The following is a 19,486-nucleotide window of genomic DNA, read 5'->3' as shown; positions in this document are numbered from 1 at the left end:
CGGAGGGATCAGGAGGAGGCGGGCTGCCCCTCGGCCGTACCCAGGCGCGGGCGCTCGCCGGAGGCGCTGATGGTCAGCACCGCCTCGGCGAGCACCCGGCCGTCGAGGGTCAGCACCTGGGAGCGGGAGAAGTTGAGACGCCGCCCGCGTTTGACCACGGTGCCCTCGACGAGCACCTCCGGGTCGCCCGGCGCCACGCCCATGTACTGCACGGTCATGGACACCGTGGTGAACCGGCTGCCCAGGTTGTAGTCGTGACCGGCGGCGACGCAGCCGCCGCCGACCGAGTCGAGGGCGGTCGCGAGGACCCCGCCGTGGAAGACCCCGTCGTGCGCGGAGAGCTTGTCCTGGTACTTCAGCCGGGCCCGGACGAAACCGGGCTCCCAGTCGACGATCTCCAGGCCGATCTCCCGGTTGAACGGCACGTGCCGGCTCCAGTGCTCCCGGAACCACGCGTCCCGGGCGCTCATCTCCTCGGCCGTCAGCGTCACTGCTCCGCCCTCCTCCTCGTTCGGCGTGCGGCTCAGGCCGCCGTCACGCTCACCGACGCGCTGACGCCGTTGATGAGCTCCTCGGCCTCCGCGACCATGCGGGAGACGAGCTCCTCGCAGGTCGGGATGTCGTGGATCAGGCCGACGACCATGCCCGCGGTCCAGATGCCCGCCTCGACGTCGCCCGTCTCGTAGACGGTCCGACCGCGGGCGCCCGCCACCAGCTCGCGGACGTCCTCGAAGACACCACCCTCGTTGAGGATGCGGATGACCTCGGTGGACACGCTGTTCTTCGCCACGCGCGCGGTGTTGCGCAGCGTGCGCAGGATCAGGTCGGTCTCGAGCTCGTTCGAGTCCACCATGGCCTGCTTGACGTTGTGGTGGATCGGCGCCTCCTGGGTGCACATGAAGCGCGTGCCCATGTTGACGCCCTCGGCGCCGAGCATCAGGGCGGCGGCCAGGCCGCGCCCGTCGCCGATGCCGCCCGACGCGATGATCGGGATGTCCAGGGCCCGGCGCACGGCCGGGACCAGGACGAGGTTGGTGACGTCGTCCTCACCGGGGTGTCCGGCGCACTCGAACCCGTCGACGCTCACGATGCTCACGCCCACGGCCTGGGCCTTGATCGCGTGCCGGACGCTCGTGCACTTGTGGATGACCTTGATGCCCGCGCCGTTGAAGATCTCCATGAACTGCTGCGGGTTGGAGCCCGCGGTCTCGACCATGGTGATGCCCTCGTCGGCGATGACCTGCGCGTACTCCAGGTACGGCATCGGGCGGATGGACGGCAGCACGGTCAGGTTCACCCCGAACGGCTTGTCCGTCATCTCCCGACAGCGCGCGATCTCCTTGCGCAGGTCCTCGGGCGTGGGCTGGGTGAGCGCAGTGATCATGCCGACCGCTCCGGCGTTCGCCACGGCCGAGACGAGCTCGGCGGTGCCGACCCACTGCATGCCGCCCTGGACGATGGGGTGGTCCACCCCGAGCAGCTCCGTCACACGGTTGCGGATCATCGATGAAGCCTCTCTGCGATCGAACGGGGTCAGGAACGGCGGGAGGCGCGGCCGAGCGGGGCCGTCCCGTAGATCTGGGGCATGCCGGTGACCAGCTCCTCGGGGGTGAGCGCGGCGCCCTTGGCGCTGGCGTACTCGCCCTCGATGGCCCACCCGGTGAGACGCTGCACCTTGTCGCCGTCGACGCGCAGGACCTGGCCGGTCAGCCAGGACGCGGCGTCCGAGGCGAGGTAGGCGACGACGCCGGAGGTGTTGGCCGGGTCCCGAGGGTCGAACCCGTCGGAGCGGGAGTCCGCCGCGACGCTGTCGATGCCCTGGGTCATGCGGGTGGCGGCCAGCGGGGACACCGCGTTGGCGGTCACGCCGTAGCGGGCCATCTCGATCGCGGTGATCTGGGTCAGCGAGACGATGCCCGCCTTGGCGGCGCCGTAGTTCGCCTGGCCCGCGTTGCCGAACAGCCCGGTGCCCGACGTGGTGTTGATGATCCGACCGGCGACCGGCTGCCCCAGCTTCGACTGCTCGCGCCAGTAGGCGCAGGCGTGCCGGGTGAGCGCGAACGTGCCCTTGAGGTGCACGTTGATCACGGCGTCGAACTCGTCCTCGGCCATGGAGAACAGCATCCTGTCGCGGACGATGCCCGCGTTGTTCACGACGACGTCGAGCCGGCCGAACTCCTTGACGGTGGAGCGCACGAGCTCCTCGACACCGCCCCAGTCGCTGACCGACGTGCCGTCGGTCGTGGCGGCGCCGCCCGCGGCGGTGATCTCCCGGACGACCTCGTCCGCGGGGGTCTCGGTGCTCGTCTCACCGTGCAGACCGGCGCCGATGTCGTTGACCACGACCGTGGCGCCCGCCGACGCGAGGGTGAGGCAGTGGGCCCGACCGAGGCCCCGGCCCCCACCGGTGACGATGGCGACCTTTCCGTCGAGCATGCCCATGTGTCGCGAACTCCTCATCGGGTCGGGGACGGCGATCCCCCGGTGACGCGGCCGTCCCGGGTGTCCTTGGGACGGTATCAGGCAGGAGCGCATACATCGCAACTATCCAACTGATTACTGTGGGACACTTCTCCTGCCCGCGACCGACTGTTGCCAACCCGCAGCCAATCGTGTTACTGAATCGACCGACTTCGAAGAGGTGGTCCGTGAGAATCAGGCTGGAACCCGAGCTCGAGGCGCTGCGCGCTGCCGTGGACGGGCAGGCCGCCCGCACGGTGGCGCCGCTCGCCGAGAAGGTCGACCGCGGCCAGGCGTTCTCCCCGGAGCTGTGGGCCGCCGTCCGCGACATCGGGCTGACCCGGCTCCCGTTCGCCGAGGAGCACGGCGGCGAGGGCGGCACGGTCCGCGCGTACGTCGTCGCCACCCGTGAGGTGGCGCGGCACTCCCCCGTCGGCGCGCTCTACCCCGGCACCACGATCCAGGTCGCGATGACCCTGCTGCAGCACGGCACGCCGGAGCAGGTCGCGCGGTGGGTGCCGCGGCTGGTGTCCGGTGAGTCCGTGGCGTCCTGGGCGTTCACCGAGCCCGCAACGGGCTCCGACCCACGACAGATCACCACGCGCGCCGAGCGGACCGACGCGGGCTGGCGCCTCACCGGCGCCAAGCAGTTCATCTCCTTCGCCGGGCAGGCGGACGTCGCGCTGGTGTTCGCGCGGACCTCCGAGACGGCGCTCGGCGCGTTCCTCGTCGACACCACCGACCCGGCCTGGTCGGTCGGCGAGCCGAGCGAGGTGCTGTCGATGGGCGGCACGGAGGCCCGTCCCGTCGCCCTCGACGGCGTGCTCGCCGAGGGCCTGGTCGGCCCGGTCGACGGTGGGTTCGACGTGATGATCGCGGGCGAGGCGTTCGGCAAGCTGCGGGCCGCCACGATCAGCGCCGGGATCGCCGCCCGCGCCCTGGAGGAGGCGAGCGCCTACGCCCTCACCCGCGAGCACCGCGGCACGCCCATCGGGCGCAAGTTCCCCACCATCCAGGCGCTGCTCGGCAAGGCCGCCGCCTCCACGCTCGCCGCCGAGTCACTGCTGTTGACCTGCGCGGACCTCCTCGACCGCAAGCAGTCGGTCCCCGCCGAGGCCGCATCGGCACGGCTGGTGTCCGGTCGGGCCGCCCGCGAGGCCACGGAGGCCGCGCTGCACGTCTGCGGCGCGTACGGGCTGACCAAGGACATGGTCGTCGAGCGGCTGTACCGGGAGGCGGTGTTCTTCGACGTGTCCCAGGGGGTCACCGAGATCCAGCAGGTGATCGTGGCGCGCGAGCTGCTCGCCGAGGCCGCGAAGAGCGGCCGCGCGTGAGCACGGGACTGCCCGCCGTCGCGCTGATCGCGGCGCCGGGGCGGATCGCGGAGACCGTCGCGCTCGGGGCCGACCTCGACGCCGCGGGGTTCGCGGGGCTCTACCTGCCGTCGACCAGCGAGCCGATGTCACTGTGTCTGTCGCTGGCGCACGCCACCCGACGGATCGCCCTGGCCACGTCGGTGCTGCCGATCTATCGCAGGCACCCGACCGACCTCGCTGCCGCGACGCGCCATCTCGCCGAGGTGAGCGAGGGTCGGTTCCGGCTCGGTCTCGGCGTGAGCCACGCACCCCAGCGCGAGCGGCTCGGCGTGCGGTCGACCTCGCTGCTCGGCGACCTGCGAACCTACCTCGACGAGCTCGACGCGGAGCTCAAGTGCGCCGCGCCGGTGGTCGTCGCCGCACTGGGCCCGCGGATGACCGAGCTCGCCCTGGCCCGGGACGGGCTGGTCCAGGCGAACGTCGGGCGGGCGGCCACGGCCGTGCTCGTCGAGTCGCTGCGCGACCGCAGACCTCCCGCGTTCGAGGTCTCCACCATGATCCCGACGGTCGTCGGCGCGGACCTCGAGGCCGCCCGCGAGCGGTGCCGGGACATCCTGACCTCCTACGTCACCCGCCCGAACTACGTCGCCCAGTGGCGCCGCGTCGGACACGGCGCCGTCATGGACGCGATCGAGACCGCCGGGGACCCGGCGGTCCGGCGGGCCGCCATGACCGACGCCTGGATCGACGACGTCTGTCTGCTCGGCCCGCTCGACCGGATCCGCGACGGCCTCACCGCGTGGTCCGAGACCGGCGTCGACCTGCCGATCCTCGTCCCCTCGGCCTTGGACGGCGGCCACCGGACCGCCGTGCGCCACGTCCTGGGTCTGGCCGGCTGACTGGCTCGCCGAGCCGTCCACCACCGACCGGGAACGACCGGGAACGACCGCGGGGCGGTCGGGTCGACACCCGACCGCCCCGTGGGCACCCTCTGCGTCAGTGCTGGGACATCCCGCCGTCGACGACATGCACCGAGCCGGTGACCATCGCCGCGTCGTCGCCGACCAGGTAGGCGATGAAGGAGGCCACCTCGTCCGCCGTCACGTCCCGCGGGATCGCCCCCGGTGCGGCGGGCACCGTGCCCTTGGCCCGGGCGATGGCGATCATCGGGGTGTCCGTCGGGCCGGGGCAGACCAGCGAGCAGCGGATGTTCTCGGCCGCGTACCGGTAGGCGATCTGGCGGGTCAGGCCCGCCAGCCCGTGCTTGCTCGACACGTAGGCGGCCCCGCCGGTGCCGAGGACCGAGGCGACGGACCCCACGTTCACGATCGCCCCGCCCCCCGCCGCGCGCAGTGCCGGGATCGCCCCCTTGCACATGAGGAAGTTGCCGCGCAGGTTCACCCCGACGACGCGGTCGAAGACCTCCAGCGACACGTCCTCGATCCGGCCGTCCTCGACCACCGTGAGCCCGGCCACGTTGGCGACCGCCTTGAGCGGGCCCAGCTCGGCCTCGACCTGGGCGAAGAGCCCGCTCACCTGGTCCGGGTCGCTGATGTCGGTCGCCCGCACGAGGTGCCCCTCGAGCGGGAAGTCCACGGCCTCCTTGACCGCGGCGGCGTCGAGGTCCACGAGCGCGAGGGTCCAGCCCTGCGCCGCGAGCCGCCGGGCCGTCGCCAGGCCGATGCCCGAGGCCGCGCCCGAGACGATCGCCGTCCTGTCGTCCGTCATGTGTCCGCCTTACTTCAGAGCGATCGGGTTGACCGGCGAGCCGACGGCACCGGTGATGCCCAGCGGCGGCGCGACCAGCTGGAACGAGTAGCGCCCGTCCTCGGCGCAGTCCGCGGCCAGGCCACTGAGCGACCAGTACTCACCGAACTGCATGCCCATCTCTCGTATGCAGAGCAGGTGCATGGGCAGCATGTTGCCGGGGATGTCCGACACCGGGTCCTCGACCTGGACGGTGTCGGCCGCGACCGCCGCGGCGTCCCGCTCGTGCAGCCACGCGGCACACCGCCAGTGCAGGCCCGCGGAGATCGGCGTGGTGCGGTCGCGCAGGAACTCGCCCGCCCAGCCGGTGTGGATCAGGACGATGTCACCCGCGTTGATCTCCACACCCTGGGCCTCGGCGACCGCCGTGAGCTCCTCCGGCGAGATCGGCTCGCCGTGCGGGACCATGACCACGCCGCGGTGGCGCGCCACGTCGAGCAGCACGCCCCGGGAGGTGATGCCCTTGACGTCGACCTTCTCGATGCCCAGCTTGCTGGCGCCGAGACTGGTCACCGCGCTCGACGGGAAGCCGTTGTACATCTTCTCGTCGTAGTAGACGTGCGAGAGGGCATCCCATTGCGTGGCCGCTTGCAGGTGCATGACGATCATGTCGTCGTTGAAGCGAAGGATGTCGCCGTCGAGCATCCCACCGAGCTCCTGCGCGGTCGGGTGGGCCGCCCAGCCACGCTGCTCGACGAGCGCGTGCGCGTCCCCGCCGTCGACCGTCATGACGTGCAGCGGGTTGCGCCGGAAGTGCAGCCCGCCCTGCGGGCCGCTCTCGCCGAACGGCAGCCCGAGCGGGAACACCGCTCCCTTGGTCACCTCCGCCGCCGCCGCGCGGACGTTCGCCTCGGTGATCAGGTTGAGCGTGCCCAGCTCGTCGTCGGCGCCCCAGCGGCCCCAGTTGCGCACCTTGTCCGCGGTGCGGGTCCATTCATCCATCAGGCTCACAGCGCATCACCTGCTCTCGTGTTGAGGATGCCGTCGAGGTCGGCAGCGATCTGGAAGGCGAGGTACTTCGAATAGGGGCGCACCTGCACGAGGCCGCCACCGATGAACCAGAGCCCCTCCTGGCCGGACTGCTGCCACAGGAGGCCGAGCTCGCCGCTCTCGTCGATCCCGCCGAGCGGGGCGGTCCGGTCGACGACCTCGTCGCCGAGGTACCGGCGGGCACCCTCGCGCATGTCGAGGAACCCGGTGGCCAGTACGACGATGTCGGCCTCGAGCTCGGTGCCGTCGGACAGCCGGACGCCCGTCGGGGTGAACTCCTCGAGACCCGCGCCCTGGTGCACCGCGACCTTGCCGTCGATGATCAGCCCGGAGGCCCCGCAGTCGATGTAGTACCCGCCCGGGCCGCCGCTGCGGGCGCCGAAGGACATCAGCCCCGAGCGCTCGCCGGTCGTCGGCTCCCCCATCACCACCTTGAAGTTGGTGCGGCGCAGGCCGTCCAGCAGCTCGCGGTCCATCTCGGCGATCGCCGCGGTCTGCGGCTCGGCCAGCTGCATGAGCAGCGGCCACGGGATCGAGGTGGCCTGCAGGTCCGCGTACTCCAGCGGAAGCGAGTCCTCGTTGTACTGGCCCTCGAAGAGGACGAGGTTGCCGTTGTCCCGGCTCATCACGTAGGTCCCGCCGCGCTGGACCATCGTGACCTCGGCGCCGGAGTGGTGGAGGTCCTCCATCACGTCGTGGGCGCTGGTCCCGGCCCCGATGACCACGGCCTTCTTGCCGGCCACCCCGCTGCCGGAGCGGTACTCGGCGGTGTGCAGGACCTGCCCGCCGAACGTGTCCCGACCCGGGACGGTCGGCACCACCGGGACCCCCGAGATGCCGGTCGCGACTACGAGGTGACGCGGGTGCAGGACCCGCTCGCCCTGCGGCGTGCGCGCCGTGACCGTCCAGGTGTGGGACTGCTCGTCGTACTCGCCGGAGACCACCTCGGTGCCGGTCCAGACGTTGATCTCGAGCGCCGCGCGGTAGGTGTCCAGCCAGTCCGCGTACTTCTCCTTCGGTGTGTACACCGGCCAGCCGGGTGGGAAGGCGAAGTACGGCAGGTGGTCGCTGTAGACCGGGGCGTGCAGGACGAGCGACTCGTAGCGCTTGCGCCACACGTCGCCCACCTGGTCGTCGCGTTCGACGACGAGCGTGTCGACCCCGATCAGGCCCAGGTTCGCCGCGACGGCGAGGCCGTTCTGCCCGGCCCCGACGACCAGCACCTCGGGGTCCGGTCGCTCGAACGAGCACGCCTCGGCGCGGCGGTGGTGCCACGGTGTCTGCTCGCCCCCGCGGGCCGGACGCGGGCGGCGGTGCCGGATCGCGCGCGGGCGGTTCGTCAGGTCGTCGAGCGAGGTCAGCACGGTCCAGGCACGCCACTCGCCGTCGACGTCGGGCATCAGCCGCACGTGGCCAAGGACGTGGCCGGCCTCCGTCTCACCTTCGAAGAAGCCCTCGACCCAGGTCTGCTCGGGGGTGGGCGAGGTCAGGATCGGCTCCACGCCGCCGGACCGGACCGACCGGAGGGGGAACTGCGCGGCGCTCGCCACGAACGCCTGGATGGTCTCCGTCCCGGTGTAGCTGGCGAGCCGCCAGTTCAGCGCGACCAGGTCCCGCCACCAGGCGTGCGGCAGGAGCAGCTCGCCGAGCCCGGGCGCGCCGGAGCGCGTGAGCGCGGAGGCGAAGCGCTCGAACCAGGCGGTGTAGATCGCGGACGCTTCCCGGGCCTCGAGGCCGGCGCTCTGCGACGTCATCGTCGTGGTCACTCAGACTCCGTTGTTCGACTATTCGGACGATTGTTTGGATTAGCGGACACGTTATCCACGTCACTCTCTCCAGTCAACGGCCCCGCCCGCACCGGCTGCGGCACCCGATTGACCGCCCCGCGCGGGACTCCCTAGGGTCGTGCCGAACAGCTATCTCATTCAGCTCTTTCTGGAGTTCTGCGTGCCGATGGATCCCGATGCCCGCGCGATCGTCGACGGCCTCACCGACTTCGTGGACTCCGTCGTGGTGCCGCTGGAGGACGCGCACGCCGACGTGCTCGCGGACCCCCGCCGGGCGCACGGCCCGGACGGCGCGTACTCACCGGAGACCCGCGCGCTGCTGCAGACGGTGCGGGAGGCCGCCGCCGAGGCGGGCTACTACTGCATGTTCCTCACCGAGGAGCTGGGCGGTGGCGGGCTCGGCCCGGTCGTGCTCTATGAGGTCTGGCGCGCCCTGCACGCGACCTACGGTCCGGGCCGGATCCTGCCGTACGCGACCGTCGCCCACTGGAGCTACGCGCCGTCGTCGCTCTGCACCCACCTCACCCCCACAGCGGCCGCGCGGATGCTGCCGGAGTTCCTCGTGGGCACCACCACCAGCTGCTTCGGCATGTCCGAACCCGACGCGGGGTCGGACGCCTGGGCGATGCGCACCGCCGCCCGCCGCGACGGGGACGAGTGGGTCGTCACGGGCACCAAGCAGTGGATCACCAACTCCCCGGAGGCCGACTGGGTCCTGGTGTGGGCGGTGACCGATCCCGAGCTGCAGCGCACGCGCAGCGGCGGGATCAGCTGCTTCCTCGTGCCCACGACGGCACCCGGCTTCGCCGTGGACAGCGTGATCACCCTGTTCGGCCAGGTCGGCGGACACGAGGGCATCATCAGCTTCACCGACGTCCGGGTCCCCGCGGACGCCCTGGTCGGCGAGCTGCACCAAGGCTTCCGATTGGCCATGGAGGGGGTGTCCACGGGCCGGGTGTACAACGCCGGGCGGTGCGTCGGGCTCGCCCAGTGGGCGTTGGACCGGGCGGCCGGCTACGCGACCGAGCGCACGGCCTTCGGCACGCCGATCGCCGAGTACCAGGGCGTGAGCTTCCCGCTCGCCGACAGCGCGACGGAGATCTACGCCGCCGACGCGATGTCCCGCGAGACGGCGCGGCGGCTGCAGGCGGGCGAGACGGCCCACCACGAGGTGGCGATGACGAAGGTCTTCACGACCGAGATGTGCTCGCGGGTCTACGAACGTGCCATGCAGGTCCACGGGGGCATGGGCCTGACCACCGAGATGCGTCTCTACGACGGCTGGCACCAGGCCCGCCTGGCCCGCATCGCCGACGGCAGCGCGGAGATCCTGCGCCGCAACATCGCCCGCCGCGTCCTCCGGCGCTGACCGGGGCGCACCTCCCACACGTGGGCTCGCCGCACGGTCTGACGCACCGTGACGATCGTCTCACTCCTTTTTTATCTTAATGATAGATCTGATATCGCTTGGTCGGCCCGTACACCGTCGTTCCCGTCGGAGGTCCCCGCATGTCCAGCCCCGAGTCCGTCGGGACGTCCTCGACGACGGTCACCAAGGCGGCCCGGCGAGCATCGATCGCCGGCTTCGCCGGCACGGTCGTCGAGTACTACGACTACAGCCTCTACGTCTACCTCGCGGTGTTCTTCGCGGGGGCGTTCTTCCCGGCGAGCGACCCGACCGCGTCCACGCTGGCCGCGCTGGCGGTGTTCGGCTCCGGCTACATCGCCCGACCGATCGGTGCGGTCGTGTTCGGCCGGATCGGGGACCGGGTCGGCCGCCGAACCGCTCTGATGATCACGGTCGTGCTGATGGGGGCGGCCTCGCTGCTGCTGGGCCTGCTCCCGACCTACGCCGCGATCGGGATCGCGGCCCCGATCATCCTGGTGCTGCTGCGCCTGATCCAGGGGTTCTGCGCAGGCGGCGAGCAGATGGGCGCGCTGACCCTGGTCGTCGAGTCCTCCTCGGCCCGCAGGCGCGGCATCCTCGCCTCGCTGACGCCGGCCGGATCGAACATCGGCTTCGCCTCGGCCACCGGCGTCGTCGGGTTCACCACCTTCGTCCTCGGCACCGAGACGATGGCCGACTGGGGGTGGCGTCTGCCGTTCCTGCTGTGCCTGCCGCTCACCCTGATCTGCCTGTTCCTGCGGATGCGGCTGGAGGACAGCCCCGAGTTCACGCGGCTCAAGAGCAGCGAGCGGATCACCAAGACGCCGGTGCGCGACCTGGTGGGCAGCCATCGGAAGGGGCTGCTGACGATGACCGGGCTGAGTTTCTCGCTGGCCGGGTCCGCGTACGTCGGGCTGACGGTCGGCGTGACCTATCTCCGCGAAACCCAGGGTTTCTCCACCTCGGTCGCCTCCACCATCTCGGCCCTGGCGATCGCGGTGTCCGCGGTCCTCGTGATGCCGCTGGCCGGCATCCTCGTCGACCGGATCGGCCGACGGACGGTCTGCCTGTGCGGGATGGTGGCGATGGCCGTCCTCGCCTACCCGCTGTTCCTGCTGATGGGGGCGGCCGGGAGCGTCGTGGTCGTCTTCCTCGCCTACTTCCTCCTGATGGCGATCAGCAGCGTCCAGACCGTCTCCGGCTACCTGATCAGCGCGGCCTCGTTCCCGCCCGCGGTGCGCTACACCGGCACCGCACTCGCCTTCAACGTCGGCACGATCCTCGGCGGGGCCTTCGCGCCGTTCATCTCGGCACAGCTGACGGCCTGGACGGGCCTGTCGTCCGCACCCGCGTTTTGGATCGTCGGGGCGGGGCTCGTAGGCCTGGTCGCCGTGCTCCTCGCCGAGCCCGCCGCCGGGCACGACACCCCGGCGGACGCGGGCACCGCCACGAACTGAGACCCCGCCCGTCCACCGCCGTCGACGGGCGGGGGCGGGGCCGTCAGAGGCTCAGCGACTTGCTGATGATCGATTTCATCACCCGCGCTGGTACCGCCGTAGATCCGCGTCACCCGCGCGTCGGCGTAGAGCCGGGCGATCGGGTACTCCAGGACGTAGCCGTACCCGCCGACGAGCTGCAGGCAGCGGCCCACCACCCGGCTCTGCAGCTCGGTGCAGAACAGCTTGACCTTCGCCGCGTCCACCGGGGTCAGCTCGCCCGCCACCAGCGACAGCACCGCCTGGTCGACGAGCGCCTGCGCCGCGGTGAGGTCGGTCTCCACGGCGGCGAGCTCGAACTTGGTGTTCTGGAAGTGGGCGACCGGCTTGCCGAAGACCGTGCGCTCCTTGACGTACGCGACCGTGACCTGCAGCGCTGCGCGGGCGGCGGCGAGCGCGCCGACGGCGATCGCGAGACGCTCCTGCGGGAGGTTGCCGCCGAGGTAGCCGAACGCGGCGCCCTCCTCCCCAGCACGTTCGCCAACCTCGGTGATCGACTCGGCCGCGGACACGACACGAACAGCACCGCTCGACCCAGCCAACATCAGCATCTGCCTCATCGACGACGCTTCGACCCCGGGGAGGGATCGCGCCGTCCGGCGACGTCCCACCCCCGTCTGATGCGCCGCGGCAGTTGTCTGCCGTAAGCCAGCCCGTCGGCCACCGTGCGCGCAACTGAACCGGCCTGGGACCGTCGGAGGCGGGGTTCAGGCCACCTCGGGTGTCGAGGCAGCCTCGTGTTGGTCACGGTAGCGCTGTTCGAACTCGGCGGGCGGGACGTGGTCGAGCGCGGAGTGCAGCCGGGCGGTGTTGTACCAGTGCACCCACTCCGCGGTCGCCTTCTCCACCTCGGCCCGCCCGCTCCACGAGCGGGGGTGACGCTCGAGGAGCTCGGTCGTGAACAGCCCGATGGTCGACTCCATCAGCGCATTGTCCAGCGCGTCGCCCACGGTCCCGATCGACCCGACGATCCCGGCCTCGCGCAGGGCCTCGGTGAACGCCAGCGACGTGTATTGCGACCCGGCGTCCGAGTGATGCACGAGCCCGGTCGCGGTGAACTCGGCATTCGCCCGCCGCCGGGCGAAGAGGGCCTGCTCGAGCACGGACAGCACCAGCGGCGTCGTCTTCGTCGTGGTCACCCGCCAGCCGAGGATGCGCCGGGAGTAGACGTCGGTGAGCAGCGCGACGTAGCAGAACCCGGCCAACGTCCACACGTAGGAGAAGTCGGCCACCCACCACCGGTCCGGCCGGGTCGGCGCCGACCAGGCCCGCTGTAGCAGGTCCGGGTGCCGCTCGCCGGTCTCGGTCGCCCGACAAGTGGTGATCGTGGTGTGCGTGCCGCGCACCGCTGCGGCCAGCCCGGCCAGCCGCATCAGCCGGGCCACCCGGTCGCGACCGATCCGCAGGCCGGCGCGGCGGGCGGCGTGCCAGAGCTTGCGGCGGCCGTAGACACCACGGTTAGCGCGATGCAGGTCGACCAGGGCGTTCGCCGTGTACGCGTCGGCCAGGACGCGGGTCGACACTCGCGCCTGCGCCGGCGCGTAGTAGGTGCTCGGGGCGATCTGCGTGCCGTGCGTGGACAACACCCGGCAGATCGGCTCGACCGGAGAAGCGGCCACGGTGGGCGTCGATGTGATCGACGATCACCGCAGTCGGCGGTCGGTAAAGTCGGCCCGGGGCGCGGTGTCGACCTTTCGGCCGGTCCGTTTCCCCGGGCCGCTTCCCGAACCCGGCGTGCACCTTTCAATGCACCGGGCTCTCCACAAGCCCCCGTCTCAGGCGGCGCGGCTTTCCTCGAAGGACGGCCAGGGAGACGGAATGATCGATCCGCGGTAGCGGTAGCGGGTCGTGCCCACTTTCGCCGGGTCGAACAGTTCCTGGTCTCCGTGGGCCGGCCACCAACGCCCGCCGCAGTAGAGGTCGCGGATGTCCTTCCGGGTCGACCGGCGGTGTTTTCGGCGCAGCCAGCGCCAGACCGTGCGCCACGCGTAGTAGCTCAGGTAGGCGAAGGCCACCGACGACACGCCGGGCCGGAAGTATCCGCACCAGCCCCGCAGCATCGCGTTCACGCGACGCAGCAGGTCCGGCAGCGGCTGGTTGATCTCGACCTGCCGGCACAGCGTCTTGACCTTCCGCGTCGCGGCCAGCACGGCCTTCTTCGCGGGATAGGTGTAGACGAAGCGTCGGTCGGATCCCCGTTTGCGGCGGCGCTGGATACGCCACCCGAGGAAGTCGATGCCCCCGTCGATGTGGGTGATCGCGGTCTTGGCCTGCGACAGGCGCAAGCCCATCGGGGCCAGCACGTCCACGATCTGATCCCGCAGGCGCACAGCGTCTGCCTGGGTGCCGCGCACCATCAGGCACCAGTCGTCCGCATACCGCACCAGGCGGAAGTTCGGAAGACCACGACGCTGGCGCCATGCCCGCTCCGCTTTGCCCGACACCGGCCCACCGCGGGCCTCGGCGACGTAGTCGCCGAGCACCGACAGGGCGATGTTGGCCAGAAGCGGAGACAAGATCCCCCCTTGCGGGGCGCCGGCAGTGGTCTCTCGCCGCAGGCCGTCCTCACCGAGGATGCCTGCCTTGAGGAACGCCTTCACCAGGCCCAAGACACGGCGGTCGCCGATCCGAGCCCGGACCCGGCCCACCAGGGCCGGATGCGAGATCTCGTCGAAGCAGGCCGCGATGTCGCCCTCCACCACCCACTCATACGAGTGCGAGGCGAAGTAGCGGATCTCGGCCACCGCGTCATGCGCCCGGCGCTTCGGGCGGAACCCATACGAGCACGGGCGAAAGTCCGCCTCGAAGATCGGCTCCAGTACCAGCTTCAAGGCTGCCTGGACCACCCAGTCGGCCACGGTCGGGATCCCCAACCGGCGCAGCGTGCCGCCGGTCTTCGGGATCATCCGCTCGCGCACCGGCACCGGACGGAAGCTGCGGTCGCGTAGCTGTGACCGCAACTCGTCGAGGAACTCCTCGACTCCCTGCCCGGCCACGACCGAGCGAGCGGTACGCCCGTCGATCCCGGCCGAGCGGGCCCCTTGTTGCCCGCCACCCGAGCCCAGGCCACCAGCAGGAAGCCCGGATCGGCGACGAGGTTGAACAGGTCGTCGAACCGGCGACGAGGCTCGCCACGGGCCCCCAACGGTGCAGCTTGGTCTGGATCTTCAGTACCCGGCGCTCGGCTCGATACAGCGCGAGCTCCAGTTCGTCGGTGTTCACCGCCGACATGCCCGCCGATCTCCGCCTGGCGATCGTGTCCTGGATCGAGACCACCTACCACCGCCGACGACGCCAAGACACCCTCGGCAGGCTCACCCCAGTCGAGTTCGAGATACTCGCCTCGGCCGCTCACGCGGCGTGAACGCCTACCCGACTCGGGTCAACCAAAGTCTGGGCAGACCCGCATCATCGTGGCTGCTCATAGGTGTGGGGCCGGTGAGGGCCGGTGGTGGAGAGGCTGTCGCGGTCGACGCGCGGTCAGGCTCGTATGCGCGGGTTGGTTACCGCATGACCGGGTGTTCGTCGGGAACGGGCCGCGTCTCTAGAGGCGAGCGTCGCCGTCATGGTCCTGCCGTGGCGGCTGCTCATAGCGGTGCCGCGGGTGGTTCCTCGCACTTGCCTGCCAGCACCGGCCCTCACCGGTGCTCGGGACGCCGACCAGGTCAGACCGGTCGACTGTCGGTGCTGGGCGGATCGTCGAGCACGGCCAGGCTCCAGCACCATCCGGCGAGTTCGCGGGCCACGGCGACCGCGCTGACCGTGGGGCGCTTGTTGCGGGCGTCCAGGCGGGCCCAGCGCCGGTGCAGCCGCCGGTTGCCCTGGTCGGCCCGGGCCCAGACCGCCGGCGGTTGGTGCTGGCGGCGACGGAGCAGCTCGCGGCTGGGCCGATAGCGCTTGCGGTGATGCCAGGCCGCCTCGATCAACAGTCGGCGGGCGTGACTGTTCCCGGTCTTGGTGATCGCGCCCTGGACTCGCCGCGTCCCGGTCAAGGTCTCCGACGGGACCAGCCCCAGGTAGGAGCCGATCGTCGAGCCGGTGAACCGGCGCCAGTCCCCGATCTCCACGGCCAGCCCGAACCCGGTCAGCGTGGCGACCCCGCGCAGGCAGCACAGCTGGCCCACGATCGGCGCGAACGCCGGCTCGGCGGCCATGGCCTCGATCGCCCGGTCGAGCCGGTCGCGGCGGGCCTGGGTGACCAGCACCGTCTCGTAAGCCTCGTCGAAAGCGAGTTGCACTCCGGTGCGGTCGAGCGCAGCGACCGCAGCCACGCATCATGGGCGCCGGTCCAGGCGCGGTGGTCCCAGACCAGGCCGTGGCGCAGCAGCAGCGTGGACAGCCGGTGCCGGGCCCGCATCAGATCCCCGCGGGCATCCTGGCGGGCCCGGACCAGATCCCGGGCGGCCTCCTCGGCCTCGGTGGGCACCCGGATCCCGGGCAGCTCCCCGATCCGCAACAGCCTCGCCAGCCGCTCGGCGTCGCGCCGGTCGGTCTTGACCTTGTCCCCGGGCGGGCGCTCGAGCTTGGACGGGGCCACCACCTCGCACCGGATCCCCGCCGCGGCCAGGGCTCTGGCCAGCCCGAATCCGGTCGGGGCGGCCTCGTAGCTGACCGCAGCCGGCCCCGGCAACCCCCTGACCCAGTCCACAACCTGCGGGATCTTCGGCGACAACCGCACAGTCTGGATCTCCCCGGCCTGGTCGTCGATCGCGCACGCGGCCACCGAACGGGCGTGGACATCCAGGCCTACACACGTACGCTCCGACAGCACCGGCGCCTCCCGTAAATGCGGCACCGCCACCGGCTGTGCCGGTGACCCGCGCCAACTTACGAGCGAGGCGCCGGCCCCTCATACGGTCTAGAACCGGCGCCCGACCGCGGCAGCGTCGCTACCACGGTCGCGATGATCTGGCGCAACGGTCACGGCTCAGTCCGCCGCACACGAGGGCTGAGCGGCGAGACCGGGGCCGTTGAAGCCCTGCACGGTCTCACTGTTGGAGCACGGCGCGCACCTGCCTCGCGATGTCCTTGACGATCTCGTCGACGGAGTGGTCAAGGTTCGCCGTGGCGGCCAGGCTGAGGAAGAGGACGGCGATCACGACGTGGGCGAGGGTCGCGGCGTCGGCCGCGGTCAGCCGCTCGTCACGCCGCAGGACCGCGGCGATCGCCTCCTCGGTCTCGACGGTGTACCCGAGCGCGTCCCGGTGGTGCGGCTCGGCGGGGTCGCCGAAGACGATCTCGCGCAGGTAGGTGCGGCCGTTGTCGACCTGGGCGCGGTTGCACTCCACAACCAGACGGATGATCGCCATCACCGCGTCGACCACGTCGCGCGTGGCGTCCGCCGCCGCCCGCCCCCGTGCCAGGGCGTCAGCGTAGCTGGAGTTCTGCACCATCAGGAGCAGCTCGCCCTTGCTCTTGACGTAGAGGAACAGGGTCCCGGTGCCGATGTCGGCCGCGTCGGCGATCTGCTGAGTGGTGACGTCGTCGATGCCGTGTTCGGCGAACAGCTGCCGGGCGGCAGCGGTGATGCGATCGAGCTTGGCCTGCTTGTTCCGCTCACGACGTCCCAGGGGCGAGGGCGGGACGGACATGGGCGATCCTCCGGAATCTCTCTGCTGTCTCAGTTACGAGCGTAGTCAGTATCGCGTGGACTCAAATGTGCCTGCGCTCATCGTCCTGCGCGGAGCCACCCCGAACGCTCTCGTCTCACGCGCGAGCACCGACCGAAGGGTCACTCGATCCATGATCACCAGCTCAGCTCTCGGCGGCCGTTCAGCCTCGGGGCCGCGTGAAGCTGCCGCACCGCCTGGCGCTCGCGCCGATGACCCGCAACCGGGCTGGCGCCGACGGGGTCGCCGGTGAACACACGGCGGAGCACTACGAGCAACGCGCCTCCCTCAGCCTGATCATCACCGAGGGCGAGTACGAGGTCCTCGCCGACGAGGGCTCGGCAAGGCCGGGCTCAGTGCACCCCTCGAGGCGGTCTCCCCTCAGCTCGCGGTACGCGAGGCCTGGCCGGACGACGAATGCCCCTCATCGTGGACGAGGGGCATTCGTCGTAGGCCCAGTCCCGAGCGGAAGGGTCAGCGGGCGAGGAACTCGACGACGGTCGGGGCGAACCGGTCGTGGTACTGGAAGATCCCGCCGTGGCCGGCGCCCAGGTAGATGACCAGCTCGGACCCCGGGATTCGGCGGTGCAGGTCCTCGGAGAGGACCGAGGGCACCATGCGATCGTGGTCGCCGTTGGCGATCAGCGTGGGCTGGGTGATCCTCGACAGGTCCGCGGGCTCCGCGCGGCCCCACTTCTTGATCGCGGTGAGCTGCCTGCGGAAGGCCGTGACCGTGACCGGTCGGTCGCGGTCGGCGGTGCGCTCGGCCAGCCTGCGGACGAAAGCCTTCGCGGCGGACCTGCCGGTCGCGTCGCGTGGGAAGAAAAGGAACTCCTTCGGGTCCGAGCGGGTGAGGGCGGCGCGGACGATGTCGCGGTAGGTGGTGCCCGCGACCTTGTCGATGTCCGTGCCTCCGGCGGGGCCGGTCCCGGTCAGAACGAGCTTGCGGACCAGATCGGGGCGCTTCGCGACGAGGGCCTGTGCGACCATCCCTCCGAGTGAGAACGCGACGATATCGACCAGGTCGAAGCCCAGCGCCTCGACGAAGGTGATCGCGTCGTCGGCCATGGACTCGACACTGTCCGGGACCCGTCCGCTGGACGCACCGACCCCCCGGTTGTCGAACGCGACGACGTGACAGTCCTGCGCGACGGGGTCGACGATGCGGGGATCCCAGTTGTCCAGGTTCGCGGCGAGGTGCCCGAAGAAGACCACGGGGACCCCCCTCCGGGGACCGAGGTCGCGGTAGGCATAGGTCACGCCACCGGCCTCGACGGTGCGGGTCGGGGCCTGGGCGTAGGAGGTGAGGACGGGATCGTCGTCGGCGGTGTTCATGGGGTTTCCTCGGGACTGTGGTCGAGATCGGACGGTGGTGGGTTGAGCGGATTCCGGTGGGGGACCAGGCAGGGGTCAGTCGCGGGTCGCGACGGTCTTGCCGCGCGTGCCGCCCGCGGCCTGCCCCGCCAGCGTCTCGGGGATCTGCTCGAACGGGATCACCTTCCCCACCACGGGGCGAAGCACGCTCTTGTCGACCAGCTCGGCTATCGCCCGGAGCTGCTCGCCGTCCGCGCGCATGAACAGGAACTCGTAGTGCACCCCGAGCTTCCTGGCCCTGCGCCGGACGCCGGCGCTCAGCACGGCGATCGCCGCGCGCACCACCGGGTTCAGCCCGATCTCCCGCGCGAAGGCGGGGTCCGGTGGTCCGGCGATCCCGATCACCCTTCCTCCCGGCCTGAGCACGCGCAGGGACTTCTCGAGGTTCTCCCGGCCGACGGAGTCGAGTACCAGGTCGTAGCCACTCAAAGCCTGTTCGAAGTCCTGGTCGCGATAGTCGATCACCGTGTCGGCGCCCAGCTCGCGGACGAAGTCGGTGTTGGAACCACTGACCGTGGTCGCGACATGCGCTCCGAGGTGCTTGGCGAGCTGGACGGCGATCGACCCGACACCGCCCGCGCCGGCATGAATCAGGACCTTCTGTCCCGGCATGACCTTGCCGCGCTCGACGAGGGCCTGCCAGGCGGTGAGCGCGACCAGTGGCAGCGAACCTGCCTCGGCCATCCCGATCGACGTCGGCTTGACGGCCAGGTCCTGCTCCGCGACGGCCACACGCTCCGCGAACGTGCCGATCCGGGCTTTGTCCGGACGGGCGAAGACCTCGTCACCCGGCGTGAAGGCTCGCACGGACGCGCCGACCCGGGCGACGGTTCCGGCGACATCGTTGCCGAGGACCAGCGGCAGCGAGTACGGGAGGATCTGTCTGAACTCGCCTGTCCGGATCTTCTCGTCCAGCTGGTTGAGCCCGGCGGCACGCACCTCGACCAGCACGTCGTGCTCCCCGACCACCGGCTCGGGAACGTCGACCTCCTGTACGGGCTGCTTGTACCCGCTGATGGCATATGCCCGCATGGCGTGATGCTCCTCGTCCCACTGATGTCGACTCTCCGAGTCTCCTCACAAATGAGTGTAATCGGATTTCGTTCAGCGTGCCCCGGCGACAGTGACGTTCGGCGACCGCACTGACTCTCCACGCCGCCGCTCACCGGGAGCCTCCGCGCAGGACCGGCCGGAGGGCGTCGAGGACGTCGACGCTCTCGATGGTGGAGGGCACCGGCTCGTCGGCGCCGTCGGCGATGCCGCGCATGGTCTTGCGCAGGATCTTCCCGGAGCGGGTCTT

At 71.0% G+C, this 19,486-nt stretch carries 15 protein-coding genes and 4 pseudogenes; 5 read left to right on the top strand and 14 right to left on the bottom strand.

What is annotated here, in order from left to right; all coding sequences use genetic code 11:
- Positions 1-8 precede the first annotated feature (8 nt).
- Genes AB0B41_RS32635 through AB0B41_RS32625 form a run of 3 tightly spaced genes read right to left on the bottom strand, consistent with a single transcriptional unit; the run spans position 9 to position 2,442 of the window.
- Complete coding sequence (locus AB0B41_RS32635; RefSeq protein WP_358210205.1) at positions 9-491, bottom strand: PaaI family thioesterase; 483 nt, start codon at positions 489-491, stop codon at positions 9-11.
- A gap of 32 nt (positions 492-523) precedes the next feature.
- Positions 524-1,504: a nitronate monooxygenase family protein gene (locus AB0B41_RS32630; RefSeq protein WP_358210203.1), complete on the bottom strand. Its 981-nt coding sequence runs from the start codon at positions 1,502-1,504 to the stop codon at positions 524-526.
- A 29-nt stretch (positions 1,505-1,533) separates the two neighbouring features.
- Positions 1,534-2,442, bottom strand: a complete 909-nt coding sequence (locus AB0B41_RS32625; RefSeq protein WP_358210201.1) for an SDR family NAD(P)-dependent oxidoreductase — start codon at positions 2,440-2,442, stop codon at positions 1,534-1,536.
- Between the two features lie 206 nt (positions 2,443-2,648).
- Between AB0B41_RS32625 and AB0B41_RS32620 the strand changes: the two genes are divergently transcribed.
- Together AB0B41_RS32620 and AB0B41_RS32615 are read left to right on the top strand one after the other, a co-directional pair.
- Positions 2,649-3,794: an acyl-CoA dehydrogenase family protein gene (locus AB0B41_RS32620; protein WP_358210200.1), complete on the top strand. Its 1,146-nt coding sequence runs from the start codon at positions 2,649-2,651 to the stop codon at positions 3,792-3,794.
- Positions 3,791-4,675 carry an LLM class flavin-dependent oxidoreductase gene (locus AB0B41_RS32615; RefSeq protein ID WP_358210198.1) on the top strand — a complete coding sequence of 295 codons (885 nt, stop codon included), beginning with the start codon at positions 3,791-3,793 and terminating at the stop codon, positions 4,673-4,675. The genes AB0B41_RS32620 and AB0B41_RS32615 overlap by 4 nt, the downstream gene beginning before the upstream one ends.
- A 97-nt stretch (positions 4,676-4,772) precedes the next feature.
- Here the strand turns inward: AB0B41_RS32615 and AB0B41_RS32610 are convergent, their stop codons facing one another.
- The 3 genes from AB0B41_RS32610 to AB0B41_RS32600 are packed head-to-tail and all read right to left on the bottom strand — an operon-like array spanning position 4,773 to position 8,299.
- Positions 4,773-5,504, bottom strand: a complete 732-nt coding sequence (locus AB0B41_RS32610) for an SDR family oxidoreductase (RefSeq protein ID WP_358210196.1) — start codon at positions 5,502-5,504, stop codon at positions 4,773-4,775.
- Positions 5,505-5,513: 9 nt separating this feature from the next.
- The gene (locus AB0B41_RS32605) at positions 5,514-6,485 is read right to left on the bottom strand and encodes a cyclase family protein (RefSeq protein WP_358210223.1); all 972 of its coding nucleotides are present in this window, start codon (positions 6,483-6,485) and stop codon (positions 5,514-5,516) included.
- A gap of 5 nt (positions 6,486-6,490) precedes the next feature.
- Positions 6,491-8,299 (bottom strand): NAD(P)/FAD-dependent oxidoreductase, encoded by a 1,809-nt coding sequence (locus tag AB0B41_RS32600; protein WP_358210194.1) that lies wholly within the window; start codon positions 8,297-8,299, stop codon positions 6,491-6,493.
- Positions 8,300-8,438: 139 nt separating this feature from the next.
- Here AB0B41_RS32600 and AB0B41_RS32595 point away from each other — a divergent pair, with 139 nt between their 5' ends.
- Together AB0B41_RS32595 and AB0B41_RS32590 are read left to right on the top strand one after the other, a co-directional pair.
- Positions 8,439-9,689, top strand: coding sequence for an acyl-CoA dehydrogenase (locus AB0B41_RS32595; RefSeq protein ID WP_358210192.1), 1,251 nt, complete (start codon positions 8,439-8,441; stop codon positions 9,687-9,689).
- Positions 9,690-9,829: 140 nt separating this feature from the next.
- Positions 9,830-11,164, top strand: a complete 1,335-nt coding sequence (locus AB0B41_RS32590) for an MFS transporter (RefSeq protein ID WP_358210190.1) — start codon at positions 9,830-9,832, stop codon at positions 11,162-11,164.
- 146 nt (positions 11,165-11,310) lie between these two features.
- On the opposite strand, the pseudogene AB0B41_RS32585 reads toward AB0B41_RS32590, so the two are convergent.
- The 3 genes and pseudogenes from AB0B41_RS32585 to ltrA form a co-directional block, all read right to left on the bottom strand.
- Positions 11,311-11,748, bottom strand: a pseudogene (locus AB0B41_RS32585) (acyl-CoA dehydrogenase family protein); the annotation flags it as partial.
- 162 nt (positions 11,749-11,910) lie between these two features.
- Positions 11,911-12,865 (bottom strand): annotated as a pseudogene (locus tag AB0B41_RS32580) (IS3 family transposase); the annotation flags it as partial.
- Between the two features lie 113 nt (positions 12,866-12,978).
- Positions 12,979-14,268: a group II intron reverse transcriptase/maturase gene (gene ltrA, locus AB0B41_RS32575; RefSeq protein WP_358210221.1), complete on the bottom strand. Its 1,290-nt coding sequence runs from the start codon at positions 14,266-14,268 to the stop codon at positions 12,979-12,981.
- Positions 14,269-14,438: 170 nt separating this feature from the next.
- Between ltrA and AB0B41_RS32570 the strand changes: the two are divergent.
- Positions 14,439-14,567 (top strand): annotated as a pseudogene (locus AB0B41_RS32570) (IS3 family transposase); the annotation flags it as partial.
- Positions 14,568-14,868: 301 nt separating this feature from the next.
- Here the strand turns inward: AB0B41_RS32570 and AB0B41_RS32565 are convergent.
- From AB0B41_RS32565 to AB0B41_RS32545, 5 genes and pseudogenes are all read right to left on the bottom strand, one after another.
- Positions 14,869-15,441, bottom strand: a complete 573-nt coding sequence (locus tag AB0B41_RS32565; protein ID WP_358210188.1) for a transposase — start codon at positions 15,439-15,441, stop codon at positions 14,869-14,871.
- A gap of 143 nt (positions 15,442-15,584) precedes the next feature.
- Positions 15,585-15,926 (bottom strand): annotated as a pseudogene (locus tag AB0B41_RS32560) (transposase); the annotation flags it as partial.
- A gap of 265 nt (positions 15,927-16,191) precedes the next feature.
- Positions 16,192-16,794: a helix-turn-helix domain-containing protein gene (locus AB0B41_RS32555; protein ID WP_358210186.1), complete on the bottom strand. Its 603-nt coding sequence runs from the start codon at positions 16,792-16,794 to the stop codon at positions 16,192-16,194.
- 492 nt (positions 16,795-17,286) lie between these two features.
- Complete coding sequence (locus AB0B41_RS32550) at positions 17,287-18,147, bottom strand: alpha/beta hydrolase (RefSeq protein ID WP_358210184.1); 861 nt, start codon at positions 18,145-18,147, stop codon at positions 17,287-17,289.
- A 75-nt stretch (positions 18,148-18,222) separates the two neighbouring features.
- A complete protein-coding gene (locus AB0B41_RS32545; protein ID WP_358210182.1) occupies positions 18,223-19,218 on the bottom strand; it encodes an NADP-dependent oxidoreductase in 996 nt (331 codons plus the stop codon).
- Positions 19,219-19,486: the final 268 nt, after the last annotated feature.

Origin of the sequence: Pseudonocardia sp. NPDC049154, from assembly GCF_040648315.1 — a bacterium.
Lineage (GTDB): Bacteria > Actinomycetota > Actinomycetes > Mycobacteriales > Pseudonocardiaceae > Pseudonocardia.
Note: the sequence above shows the minus strand (reverse complement) of the source record. Positions and strands in the feature narration are given on the sequence as shown.

Coding starts and splice junctions, on each gene's coding strand:
- AB0B41_RS32630 (WP_358210203.1), bottom strand. CDS start 1,504: ATGATCCGCAACCGTGTGACGGAGCTGCTCGGGGTGGACCACCCCATC.
- AB0B41_RS32625 (WP_358210201.1), bottom strand. CDS start 2,442: ATGGGCATGCTCGACGGAAAGGTCGCCATCGTCACCGGTGGGGGCCGG.
- AB0B41_RS32610 (WP_358210196.1), bottom strand. CDS start 5,504: ATGACGGACGACAGGACGGCGATCGTCTCGGGCGCGGCCTCGGGCATC.
- AB0B41_RS32605 (WP_358210223.1), bottom strand. CDS start 6,485: ATGGATGAATGGACCCGCACCGCGGACAAGGTGCGCAACTGGGGCCGC.
- AB0B41_RS32590 (WP_358210190.1), top strand. CDS start 9,830: ATGTCCAGCCCCGAGTCCGTCGGGACGTCCTCGACGACGGTCACCAAG.
- AB0B41_RS32555 (WP_358210186.1), bottom strand. CDS start 16,794: ATGTCCGTCCCGCCCTCGCCCCTGGGACGTCGTGAGCGGAACAAGCAG.
- AB0B41_RS32550 (WP_358210184.1), bottom strand. CDS start 18,147: ATGAACACCGCCGACGACGATCCCGTCCTCACCTCCTACGCCCAGGCC.
- AB0B41_RS32545 (WP_358210182.1), bottom strand. CDS start 19,218: ATGCGGGCATATGCCATCAGCGGGTACAAGCAGCCCGTACAGGAGGTC.